9 protein-coding genes are annotated in these 12,489 nt (G+C 53.6%); 5 read left to right on the top strand and 4 right to left on the bottom strand.

Annotation, left to right across the window (positions count from 1 at the left end; all coding sequences use genetic code 11):
• Positions 1-234 precede the first annotated feature (234 nt).
• From NTX59_02305 to NTX59_02285, 5 genes are all read left to right on the top strand, one after another.
• A complete protein-coding gene (locus NTX59_02305) occupies positions 235-672 on the top strand; it encodes a hypothetical protein (protein ID MCX5784498.1) in 438 nt (145 codons plus the stop codon).
• Positions 663-3,320 carry a carboxypeptidase regulatory-like domain-containing protein gene (locus NTX59_02300; protein MCX5784497.1) on the top strand — a complete coding sequence of 886 codons (2,658 nt, stop codon included), beginning with the start codon at positions 663-665 and terminating at the stop codon, positions 3,318-3,320. Before NTX59_02305 ends, NTX59_02300 begins: the two co-directional genes overlap by 10 nt.
• Positions 3,314-3,811 carry a prepilin-type N-terminal cleavage/methylation domain-containing protein gene (locus tag NTX59_02295; protein MCX5784496.1) on the top strand — a complete coding sequence of 166 codons (498 nt, stop codon included), beginning with the start codon at positions 3,314-3,316 and terminating at the stop codon, positions 3,809-3,811. Before NTX59_02300 ends, NTX59_02295 begins: the two co-directional genes overlap by 7 nt.
• Positions 3,812-3,824: 13 nt before the next feature.
• Positions 3,825-5,282, top strand: a complete 1,458-nt coding sequence (locus NTX59_02290; GenBank protein MCX5784495.1) for a hypothetical protein — start codon at positions 3,825-3,827, stop codon at positions 5,280-5,282.
• Between the two features lie 418 nt (positions 5,283-5,700).
• Positions 5,701-7,275, top strand: a complete 1,575-nt coding sequence (locus NTX59_02285; protein ID MCX5784494.1) for an ATP-dependent Clp protease proteolytic subunit — start codon at positions 5,701-5,703, stop codon at positions 7,273-7,275.
• A 110-nt stretch (positions 7,276-7,385) separates the two neighbouring features.
• On the opposite strand, the gene NTX59_02280 is transcribed toward NTX59_02285, so the two are convergent.
• From NTX59_02280 to NTX59_02265, 4 genes are all read right to left on the bottom strand, one after another.
• Positions 7,386-8,087, bottom strand: a complete 702-nt coding sequence (locus NTX59_02280) for a sulfite exporter TauE/SafE family protein (GenBank protein ID MCX5784493.1) — start codon at positions 8,085-8,087, stop codon at positions 7,386-7,388.
• A 24-nt stretch (positions 8,088-8,111) separates the two neighbouring features.
• Positions 8,112-8,537 carry a nickel-responsive transcriptional regulator NikR gene (gene nikR, locus NTX59_02275; GenBank protein MCX5784492.1) on the bottom strand — a complete coding sequence of 142 codons (426 nt, stop codon included), beginning with the start codon at positions 8,535-8,537 and terminating at the stop codon, positions 8,112-8,114.
• Positions 8,538-8,675: 138 nt separating this feature from the next.
• Entirely contained in the window at positions 8,676-9,683 is a 1,008-nt protein-coding gene (locus tag NTX59_02270; protein MCX5784491.1) for a serine protease, read from the bottom strand.
• A gap of 244 nt (positions 9,684-9,927) precedes the next feature.
• Complete coding sequence (locus tag NTX59_02265) at positions 9,928-12,429, bottom strand: carbamoyltransferase HypF (protein MCX5784490.1); 2,502 nt, start codon at positions 12,427-12,429, stop codon at positions 9,928-9,930.
• Positions 12,430-12,489 lie beyond the last annotated feature (60 nt).

Here is a 12,489-nt window from a genome sequence, read left to right as displayed (position 1 = left end):
CCCGCAGCCCGCAGCCCGCAGCCCGCAGCCCGCAGCCCGCAGCCCGCAGCCCGCAGCCCGCAGCCCGCAGCCCGCAGCCCGCAGCCCGCAGCCCACTAAGCCTCCAATAAACCGCAGTAAAAACTTTAAAAGAAATTCCGGGGCAGCAACGCCTTCGGCTGTTCTCACACGTCCCTGCCATTCAAACTTCACTAATCAACCGAAAGCAACGAGGTTGAAGGCGGGTTCACACCCATGAAACCAATCATCCGCATAGCGATAACAGTGCTTTTAGTTGCAACCATTTTGGGTATTGGAATTATCAGCCGTCGCAGACACAATGATAAAACTAAAGATGAAGCTGCCGAAATGATTACGGGCACGGTTATGGATGGCGGCAATAAAATTGAAGCCGGGGTCCTGATATTCGCGAGTACCGGAACCATAACAGATCCGCCGCCCGTTCTCTACGCCAAAGCACCACCGGATTCAACCCTATACACGACTGTAAGCGGCACGGACGGTAAATACAGCCTGGAGGTGCGCGCAAGCAGGTCTTCTTATAATATGCGCGCTTTTTACTCGGTACCGAATTCCAACAACCAGACTTTTACCACTACCAGTAAAACCAAGTCGGGAATAATAGTCAACAAAGGTTCCAAAGTATCGGATCAGAATTTCGCATGGCCATGAATCTTAACCGCCGCTCCAATCATCTTCCCATCGCCCACAAAAAACCCGGCGTAACCACACTATGCACTTCTGAGCCGAATGGGCATATCTTCGGGCAGGCGCGTTGCGGGGTTACGCTGGTGGAATTAATGATGGCGCTGGCGCTAATGACTATCGGCATTGTAGGCCTGATGGGGTCCTTTAAGTACATACAGCAAGCTATTCAGTCCTCAAAAAACCGCACACTCGCTTCAAACCTGGCGCAGGAAAAAATGCAGATATTGAAGCAGAAAAATTATTATCAGGTATTGGTCACCTCGGACCCGGCCCATAACACCACGGATTTCGCTCCGGAATCCATAGACTACGACACCGGCTATTTCCCGCCGGAAGATATAACCGCAGCCGGCGTTACTTATAGGCGTTACACTTTAATTCAGGTGGCACGGGATGACTCAGGGACAATGGTTACGCTCAGTCCTTCCACTCCGGATACCGGCCTGAGGCTTATAACCGTGACGGTTGTCTGGAGCCAGGGCGGGGCCAAGAAGAAACAGCGGGCAAGAAGTCTGCTGGCCAATCCCAATACGGTTATGGCCAACGCGGTATTCAACGGCCTAGTTAGAAATTCGGTGACGCTGGCCCCTATATCAGGGGCGCTTCTTAACGCTGCCGAAAACATGGGCTGGCGGGACACCACCAACGCTTCCGGCATATATTCCATAAACCTGTCTCCCGGCAACTTCACGCTTGTCGCTTCAGCCCCCGGTTATTATACTGAGTTCCGCACCGTGTCCATTGCCGCCAATGCCACTCAAACACAGGATTTTAACCTGGCGAAAATAGCCACCGGCACGGTTACAGGAACAGCCTGGGTCAACCCCAACCTGCTCATCAGCCAGGTTGTGGTAGAAACCAACACCTGGGTTAGTGCCGCGCTGGGAAACAGGAATGTGGAATACATAGAACTTTTCAACCCCACGCCCGGCCCGATTGATATCGGTGTGACCGGAGATCCGGAGATCCGCATTGATTATGACTGCGAGCCGGCCGGACAGGACCGCGCCCACACCGCCTTTAACTTTATGTTCGTGAGTACCTATGTGGCCCCGGGCCACTATTATCTGCTGGCCAGCGCAATGACATTCATGATCAACGGTTCCATGATTAACGCCGACGCCTGTTTCGGCTCGGCCGCCGGTTGTAACACCGCGCCGACATTTCCTGATTATCTTGATAATAACCGGGCAGGCGACATACAACTAAGTCGTTATTCGGACAATGCGGTTTACGACATCGTCGGCTGGAAGGACTCGGAAGCCGGCTCGGACATGCCGGACTATTGGGAGGGAACCCCGATCCCAAACAAGGCCGGCTCTGATGGGATGGAGGAAGGCAACCAGATCGTGCGTACCTCAAGCCCCTCTTTCCCAAGCGGCATCTATGGAAAAGCTTATGATTCCGGCAACAACAGCGCCGATTTCATCTATCCCTCCGCAACCTTCACCGGCATCTCATACCCTCCCAGAAACAGCCTTGCCGCGTCACAAACACTCATAGCCGGCACTCCCGCGGCCGGGGCCGTGGTAACGGCCTCAGACGGCCTGTCGGCCTCAACCGTGGCCTGGCTGAGCGGAACGCCGCCCAGCGCCGTTTTTACCCTGGTGGATGTGGCAACCGGCACCTGGACGGCTATAATTTCAAGCGGCAACTTCACACTTGAAAACGATACCGTTACCATAGCCGCGTCCGGCTCCGTGTATAATTTCCCAAGCTCCACCACATTTTTAAATCAAAGTGCCACGCAGGGTTTAATTACCGGCCGGGTTCTTAATGTGTTTGGCCTGCCTATATCGGCGCCATCGGCTATCGTTTTAAGCCCCGGAGCTGCCGGAAGCGATGCAATAGCTGATACTTCCTACGGCAGGTATACTTTACGTGTCAGCTCGGGTTTGGTAGACGTTACGGCAAATCCCGCTAATACCAACCCGAGCTATGTTTCTATTTCCTCTTTGACCATACCCGTGGAATTTGGCGAAGTCCATTCCGGTGTGGATTTTATGCTTTGTCAGGGCGCTCGGATAAGCGGCTTTGTCACAAGGGATGGGATTAACGCCTTGCCCGGCGTGGCAATGGTAATTCTTGACTCAAACGATTCTTCCCGCGACGTGCAGATTACCGGCCCTGACGGGCGGTTTACCACTATAAGCGTCTCTACCGGTGTCTATACCGTTGAGCCGGCTCTTAGCTCGTATGAGCTGTCTGCCCCAAGCAGCGCTACTGTAAGCCTTGTTACTGCCGGTTCCACCCTATTCTCTACCACCTTTACGGTAAGCGGCGCTATGGGCGCCATAAGCGGCTCTGTCACCTCCGGTGGCCAGCCTATAAAAAGCGGAGCGCTTATTGTGGTCACTACCGCAACTCTTACAGGCACGCCGCCGGCCCCGCCTATTTTAAATTACGCCACGAGCACAGGCGGCACAAAGTATTATATTGTTTCCAGCCTGGAAACCGGCGTTTATACGGCTGAGGCACCCCAGGGCATATACCGTGTTTACGCTTATTACTCCACGCCTTCCGGAGCCACGGCCACAATACTCTCGTCAGCTACCGCTAATATAAATGTTATCGCCGGGCAGACCACCACGGGGGTGAACTTTTCATGGTAGCTTTTAGCCGCCGGGGCGTAACGCTGACGGAAATGATGATTGTCGTGGCTATTGTGTCCGCGGTGTTCGCCATTGCTGCGCCCATGTTTCTCCAGATCAACCGCACATTTATAATGAACCGCACGAGGATTGAACTACAGCAGGAGGCCCGGGCGGTTATGTATGTGGTAACGCGCACTCTGCGCCAAGCACAGTCCGACACTATTTCTATAGACCGCGTCAATACCAGCCAGCCGTTTTATTCAAAAATAACATTCACCAAGCAGCAGGGAACAACGCTGGTTTTTCAGCAGGAAGGAGTTTATCTATACCAGGTGTTCGGCACGGGCAAACGGGCGCTCAGTAAAAATCTTAAATATCTGGAGTTTAGTCTTACGCGCTCCGACGATATGGGTATAATTTCAGTTTCCCTTACCCTTGAGAAAAACATGTTTGAAGGCCGGAAAAAAGCGTTTCATATGGCGTCTGAAAAAGTGCGCGTGATGAACTAGAAAGGTTGAAACCATGAAAAACAGAAAGGGGTTTTTATTGCCGACGGTGATATTGATGTTCGCGTTACTGATGATTATGGTGCCACTGATGGTTAAATGGGTACAGGACGATACCAAGCTTTCCGTGAAAGACCAGAACGCCAGCGCCGCCTTCAACCTGGCTGAGGCGGCCGTGGACCGCGCCTACTGGAAGGTTAAGAGTTCTACGGCCACTTTCGTAACCATAAGGGATGGCGGCTCCCTTACCGGTTACAGGTTCGATACGACATATGCGGATGTTCCCGGTGGAACTTACCGCGTCTCTGTAACTTCCGGCCCCCTTGACGACCAGATAACGATACTTGGCGAAGGCCGGAATTCAGGCCGTGGCGAAGTGCGGGCGATAAAGGCTGTTTACCAGAACACCGCCATCCCCGGCGCGGTTATTTCAGCCGGAAACGTGAATCCGAAGGATAACAGCGTGGTGAACTGGGGCCCCATAATGGCCATGGGCAATATCACCATAACCGGAACCGCCGCCTTAAACCGCTATTCTCCGAGGAAACTTTCCAAACTGCGTGTTGTGGGCAGTGCGACCTACCCCCGCGATCTGAACGCCTGGAACGTAGCTCCGAACTGGGCCGGCGCTGACCCTAATTTAAGTGAGTGGTGGTCGGGTTATGATGTGCCGGAACTACCTATGTTTGATTTTGAAACAATGAAGACCTCGGCGATAGCGAACGGCACCTATAACTGCGGGGCCTCGGCAGGTTCATGGAACGATACCACACGCGTGTGGACGGGCCTTAAGCCGGAAGCCGCTAATAACTGGACACTACCTTGCAACGGCACGGCTTCGGTATGCACGACCGCGGTCTGTAAAGTCGGGAATATCTACGCCGACAGACGTTATAACAGCGACATGATCTGGTATTGGGACGAAGGGAAAACCGTCACCCTGTATAATACCGGCGTGAAAGGCACTTTTATAGTCAGGGGACAACTTATTGTTGAAGGGGATGACTGTTATGGCCCCACTTACGGCATGAATGATAGCGGCCACTATTGCGGAAGGGGCACCTGGACTGCGGGCCCCGGGAATGTTACCGTCAATTTGCCGCGCGACGCCTGGAAGCAGTATCGGAAAATAACAAAAACCACCGATGATACTGTGACTCTCAACCAGTATCCCGGTGATTTGGGTATAAGTTCAAGCGCGGTCAGCTACCTGATGGGCAGTTGCAGCGACACCTGCGAGGGCGGTGCCACCGGCGGGGATATCGGCTTTTACGGGTTTATATATACGGGCGGTAACTTTACCAATAACCTGGCCTCGGACGTTTACGGGGCCGTCTGGGTGGGTGGTGACATGCTCGGTACCGGCAACACCAATATTTTCTATAACTCCGGTCTCAGACTTCCGCTTTTAAACGTCGTGCTTATCAGGCAATCCTGGCAGGAAACAAACCCCAGCGCCCAGGCCTGGCCGTGACATTGAGCAACCCCCATCTGCCTTAACGGATTTTTACGGTATTTCGAATCCCGACCACCCGTGAAGTCCACTATTCTAAATTTAGCGAGAAGCGGATTCAATAGCCATTTTCAAGGCAAAACAGGCAGAGTTCGAATCCAGTTGACCACTAAGTCAACTGGATTCGAACTTTTGCGTTAAAAAGTGGGATTAGAGGCATTCCGGGACCATCGAGAGGAATCTTTCGCCCTCATAGCCGATGATTCTGAAGAGGTCTAAACGCAGTTCAAAGGCAGGCATAAAACGGGTTTTCCCTATGAAGGACGAATCTAAAAAGTTAGTTTTTGGCCCCCGTTGACCGCGCCAATTTTTTGGCACCGCAAAAGATAAAACCATTTGCTGATCCGCTACAAACCGAACTTGTTCACCGGAGGTATATATGCCTGCTTCACGCATTCTTCTAACATGTCTACTGAGTTTAGCCTTTTACCCGCTTTCGCTGCGGGCCCAGGCAGCCGCCCCGCAGGGCCAGGTCACGGATGTCGCCATAGCCGGCCAGGAGCGCGGAGCGCAGGCGCCGCAGCTTTCTCCGGAACAAACTGAACTTGCAAAGCTCACTACTGAGAACCTGCTTTCCGACCAGAAACTCAAAAAAAAGCTCCAGCAGTTGAACGACGAAAAAGAAGAGCTGCGCGCGAAGTATGAGCTGTCCCTGCAGAAAGAAAAAACAAAAATAGCGGAGATGGACGCCGAGCTTGACCGCCTCAGCACGGAAAACAAGCTCTCAGCCGAACAATACCAAAGCCAGATAAAAATCTTGAAAGCCGACCTGGAGAAAGCCGAAACCGAAAATAAACTGGCGGACGAAAAACACAAGGCGGAAATTTCACAACTGGACAACGAATACCAGAAGCTGACCGAACAAAATAAGCTTGCTCAAGAACAGACGGCGGCACAACTCTTCAAACAAAACAAGGAACTGGACACCCTGACGCTGGAAAACAAAATTTATTCGGAAAACAACAAGAAGGCTCTCCAGGCGCTCTCGGGCCAGCTGGACCAATTGCGCCTTGGCAACGACCTTATTGCGGAACAGCAGCGCAAACAGCTCACCTCGGACGCCACTGAAAAGAGCTCGCTGGAACTGGAGCTAAAGCGGCTGGAGGTCAAGGAACGCAAGCTGAACTTTGAAAGGCTGACCTTTGACAGCAGGATGGACAAGCTGAAAAGCGATCTGGAACTGCGCGGCAAAAAAGAGGAGTGGAAAAAACAGGCGAACACCGAGCCTGTTTACCTTGACAATCCGTTCAGGGACGGACGGCTTGTGGTGAGCGACCGCCGCATTTCGCTCAACGGGCCGATATTCACGGGGGCAGCGGATTACATAACGGAGCGGATCAGCTATTACAACAATATCTCAACCAGCCCTATTTTTATAGTTATAGACCGCTCCCCCGGCGGTTCGGTAATGGAAGGTTATCGCATTATCAAGGCCATGCAGGCAAGCCGCGCGCCGGTATCCGTGGTGGTTAAATCCTTCGCGGCCAGCATGGCGGCTGTAATCGCGACGCTGGCCGAAAAATCCTATGTCTATCCCAACGCCATTCTTCTCCATCATCAGATGTCAACGGTCAACTGGGGCAATATGACGCAGCTTAAGGAACAACTGGAACTGGCCCGTGAATGGGAACGGCGCCTTCATGTGCCTGTGGCGAAAAAGATGGGGGTTTCACTGGACGAGTTCAGAAAAATGATGTATGAGAAGAACTCGAACGGCGACTGGGAAGAGTTCGGCGACAAGGCGGTAAATTATCACTGGGCCACCAGCGTAGTGAATGAGATAGATGAAACCGGATTCGTTAAAAATCCGGATGAGAATACGGGCCCGTCCAAAACGCAGGAAGACATCCTTAATGAAAAAACGGACGAGAAAGGGCAGCGCTACGTCTCTTTACCGCGCCTTGAACCTTTTGATTTCTATTTCATCTATAACCCGGACCGCTACTTCCGCTGACCCGGATCTTGCACAGCCGCAAAGATCAAAGATCAAGAGTTGGAATCCCCTGGGTAGCGCCACCCCAAAAAACTAAGCCCCTGTTCGGGGCTTAGTTTTTTGGGGGCCCCTTAAAGCCCTAAAAACACCACCGCGCCGCCGCACATCAGGATGGCGAATCCCGCCATGGCGTGAGAATATTTTGCCAGCTTTCGCACTGGCAGGAATTGAATGCCGCGCAGGGCCGCAAATACGGTTATGAACATCGCCGCTATGGTGGTCAAAGCAAATACCAGCGTCACGGCAAACATCCCCGCCAGACTGCCTTTGGCCGCCGGATACATTACGAGCGGAATAAGCGGCTCGCACGGGCCGAAAACGAAAATAGTGAATAATATCCAGGGAGTGATGCTGGCTTTCCCTCCCTCATGGACATGGGCGTGTTCTTCCGAGTGCGAATGGGAGTGGGAATGCAGGAACGCGCCGTGAGAGTGTGCGTGCTCATGCGGTCTGCCCGAACAAGCCCGTTTAAGCCCCCATATGAAATAAAAAAGGCCGAACACCAGGAGCAGCCAGCCGGCCAGTCCCCCCCGGAAGGATTCTATGGCCTGAAGGCCCGCCAGCTTTGCCCCGGCATAAACGCCGGCAAGCCCCAGCAGCACTGAACTGCCGACATGCCCTAATCCGCACAGGAAAACAATGACGCCGGTCTTCGGATAAGACCAGTCCCTGGCCCTGGCCATCGCTATAAAGGGAAGATAATGGTCCGGCCCCAGCACCGTGTGAATGAAGCCGACCGAAGCGGCGGTCAGAAGAAGAGCGTTAATTTCCATGTGTTGTTATTCAGGACTTTTTCTTTAACTGGATTTACCGGCGCTGGTTACGCTTAAAGTAGCGTGCTTGACACCTTTTACGGACTTCAGCGCGTCAGCGAGCGCCCGCACTTTTGCGCCGAGGCCTTTAACGGCTATTATCTCAAGGCAATTGTCGTGGTCCAGGTGCACATGCTGGGAGGAAATGATAGTATCGCCGTGGTCGTGCTGAATATACAGCAGCTTGTTTACGACTTCACGCTTGTGATGGTCGTAAACCATAGTTATGGCGCCGGCCACGGTCCCGCCTTTGGCGAAAATATCGGCCACAAATTCCTTGCGGATGAGGTCGGCTATGGCTTTGGAGCGGTTGGTATAGCCCTCGCGCGAAATAAAGGCGTCAAAGCGGCGCAGGAGCTCCCCTTCCAGCGAAACCCCGAACCGTGAAAGTTTTTTTGCGGTTTGTGTCATCTTTCCGTAGATTGTAGCACAATGGACAGCGAAGAGCAAATAGCGAATGGCGAATAGTTATTAAGGTATGAGCTATTAGACTAAAAAACCCCGCCCCGGGGTTTCCGGGGCGGGGTTTTTATCGTCTAAGACTTTCACTTAGTTAAAGCCTACGCTCCCTGCATTCGCTTGCAAGGCTCCGATATCGCCCAGCTTTACTTCCTTTATGGTGTTATTCCTAATCAGGTCTTCCGCGCCCTTTTCGCCCGATGTCTTGGGGATGCCGCCTCTAACCAGCGCGATTTTTGTCACATCCTCACCCCTCCCGCCGTTTTGCGGGTTGACATAGTAGGTGTTTCCGCCGGTGCCGGCGGGTTTGAAATCTTTATCCCCCCGCACCAGTATCCCCTCAACGGCTTTGGTCTTTGCGTTGAAAACCGGGGAACCAGAGTTGCCCTCAAAGGTGTCAAGGTCGGTGACATAGTAGGCAGCCTTGGAGGCATCGCGCACCGTGGCGCCGGCGGCCACTTTAAGCGGCAGGCCTGAAGGGTGCCCTATTACGAAGATCTCATCGCCTTTTTTGAGCCCCGCGCCTCTGTTGACCGCAAGCGCCTTATGCCCCGCCACCTTTCTGTCAAGCTTTATCAGGGCGTAATCCCCGTCTGCGGCCGTGAAGAGGTGTTTTATTACGCTTTTGCAGGCATAGACCTCGCTTTCCGCTATTTTTTCCGGAGCGCTGCCGCCTGAGTTCGCCACGGCAAAGCCGAACGCGGCTTTAAAATCTTCGCATTTAAACCCGTGCTTAGTGTTGGCGCCGAACCTGACGCAATGCCCCGCTGTCATCACAATATCTTCGCCTACCAGAGACCCCGAGCAGAATGCGCCGACCGGCTGCGAACCAAAGGCTTCCCCCGGGCGCAAACCCTGATCCGCGGCGAGTGTGATGGTTTTGAGCTTATAGCTATTGGAGGCGGCTTCAAGAGTGATGCTGGAATTGTCCCACAGCGAAACCACCGAATCAGCCAGTGTTTTCATGTCGGCTGAAGCCTGGAACAGGTCAAGGCGGCCATCGGAGCCGTACAGGGTTTTACCGCCCGCGTTGGCAAAAAACGGTAATAGAGAGGATATTATCGTTATGGTCAGCATTGCGCTTATTGTCTTTTTCATAACTTCCTCCTTAGCTTTCATTGCTTCTACTCTGTTATACTCCGCCGGTTGACAAATATCAAAGGTCCCAGGGCCTACCCACTGGATTCCAATGGACCCAGTGCCAAATAGGCCCTTCGGCCGCCCAACAGTAGCGACTAGCAGATAGCGAATAGGGATTAGCGAATAGAAAAACGGCCCTTTCATAAGAAAAGGCCGTTTCAGAAGAACTATACACTAGCCGCTATTCGCTAACCCCTATTCGCTATTCACTGAACCCCTTGAGCGCGTACCAGGCCTGGCCGAGTGAAATACCGCCGTCGTTTGCGGGCACGGAACTATTGGAGAAAACCTGTAGCCCCCCGCGCTCAAGGCCGCCGCTTACAAGTTCCAGCAAGGTGCGGTTCTGAAAGACTCCGCCGGAGAGGCAGACTGTTTTTATGCCGGTTTCGGAGCTGATAGTTTTAAGCGCCTGGACCGTTGCGGCGGCAAGGCCGCAGTGGAAGCGTTCTGAAACCAGCCTGGCCTTGCCTTTGTCAGCCAAAGCGCCCAATATGGCTTTTGAAGGATCCATTATAAGCAGGCCCCGCTCTTTTGGCCTTGAACCGGCGCTTTTTCCCGGAGCTTGGTATGTAGTGTGTTTTCCTGCGTCGCCAAAAGGGCGGGGCAGGCTATTTTCCCTTATAATCGGAAACTCGTAAAAATCTTTGCGCGGCTTTTTAAAAAGGCTTTCCAGCTCCATGGGCGCCTGCCCCTCATAAGTAACAACATTCCTTATGCCCGCAAGACAACTGACAGCGTCAAAAAGGCGGCCCATACTTGAGGTTTCAGGGGAATTCAGGCCCAGCATTATCATTCGGTTCAGCGTTGCCAGATTTTTTGCCGGCACGCTTTTAAAGATCCGAGGGGCCGTCCGCGCGAAATCTGGCCCGAGCGCCGAACTAAGCAGCGAGAAAGCGCCGCGCCATATTTCATGGACAGCGGCCTCGCCTCCGGGCAGGCGGAAATATTTCAGATGCCCGGCCCGCCGCCAGCTTTTTTCCTCAAAAACAAGGAACTCCCCGCCCCAGATCCTGCCGTCCAGGCCGTATCCGGTGCCGTCAAAAGCCGCGCCTATGAAAGGAGTCTCCAGGCCGCGCTCGGCCGCCACGCTGAGTATATGCGCCGCGTGGTGCTGAACCGGCACTTTCCGGCCTTTAAAACCCAGGGCCATGGCGCGGGAAGCGTAGGCGGGATGGGGGTCGTAAGCTATCACTTCAGGTTTAAGCTTAAGCAGGACCTTCATTTTGGCCAGTGTTTCCAAGTAAAAATCCCTGTTAAGTTTTTCGCTTAAATCGCCTATATGCTGGGAAAGAAAAGCTTCGCTGCCGCGGGTAAGGCAAAAGGTGCTTTTAAGGTCCGCCCCGCAGCCGAGCGCTGAAAGCTTGAAGTTTCCTTTAAGTTTTACGGCCTCCGGCACAAAACCGCGCGCGCGGCGGACCAGCCGTATTTCCCCTTTTGAAACAAAAGCCACGGAATCGTCAATACGGTTATGAATCGGCCGGTCGTGAACAACAAAAGCGTCCGCAAACCCCGCAAGCGCGCGCCCGGCCTCCCCCGGCGATCTAGCTATGGGCTCATCCCTGCGGTTGCCGGATGTCATAATAAGCGGCCCGCCGCCGCCCCTCCGGCGCAACAGCTCAAAAAGAGCCGCGTGAAGCGGCGTATAGGCAAGCATAACTCCCGCACTCGCAAGCCCGGGCGCGGCTGGCTCAAGCAGCGCCTTGTTTGTTTTGAAAAGCATTAACACCGGAGCGCGGTGCGAGTCGAGCTCAGTCTCCTCCGGTTTTGAAACACGGCAAATTAACCGGGCCTCTTTTACGCCTCTTACCATGACGGCAAAAGGCTTGTGGGGCCTGTTTTTAAGTTTCCTTAAACGCGTCACGGCCGCGGCGCTGTCTGCCCGGCAGGCCAGGTGAAAACCGCCAAGGCTCTGGATAGCGGCTATGCCTCCTTTCCTTATAATATCAGCGGCAAATTCCAAAGCGGCTGGGCCGTAAAGTATTTTGCCCCGCGCATGGACCTGGCCGTTTTGTAGGCCAGTGACACTGGCCTGCCGCGGGCCTCTGGCGCTGTCCGCGGCTGAGGCCTTTGAGAAAACGACCCCTTCCCAACTGCTTAAGGGACACCGCATGGCGGTTTCCCCTCCTCCAGAGGATTGAAGGGAGGGACCGCAAACCGGGCAGGCGTTCGGCTGGGCATGAAAACGGCGGTCCAAAGGGTTTTCATACTCCGCCTTACAGGCCGGGCACATTTTAAAAGCGGCCATAGTGGTAAAAGGCCGGTCATAGGGCAGTTTTTTAACTATAGTGAAGCGCGGCCCGCAGTTGGTGCAGTTGGTGAAAGGATAAAGAAAGCGCCTGTTTCCAGGGGTCAGCAGTTCCCGGCGGCAGTCGGCGCAAAGGGCCAGGTCGACCGGTATTATGGCCGAGGATCCGGCTATTCCGCCGCTTTTAATGATTTTAAATTTGTTTTCGCTTAGCGGGGAAAGGGACGATACCGAAATGGAATCCACGCGGGAAAGCGGCGGTTTTTTAAGTTTTAAGTCGGAAATGAACTTTTTAAGGGAGGGCTCCGCGCCCTCGGCTTCTATGGTAACGCCGCCGGCGTCGTTCTTTACCCAGCCGCCTATTTTATCCGCCAGGGCCAGCTTGTAAACATTGGGCCTGAAGCCCACGCCCTGCACCACGCCTTTTACAAGTATCAATTTCCTTGAAAGTTTTGACATGATATTTTAGCCGTATAAATCTGCCATAAGCTATAAGCCATATGCCATAGGCTTGTAAGG

The sequence above is a fragment of the Elusimicrobiota bacterium genome (assembly GCA_026388155.1).
Classification (GTDB): Bacteria; Elusimicrobiota; Elusimicrobia; order Elusimicrobiales; family UBA9959; genus UBA9634.
Note: the sequence above shows the minus strand (reverse complement) of the source record. Positions and strands in the feature narration are given on the sequence as shown.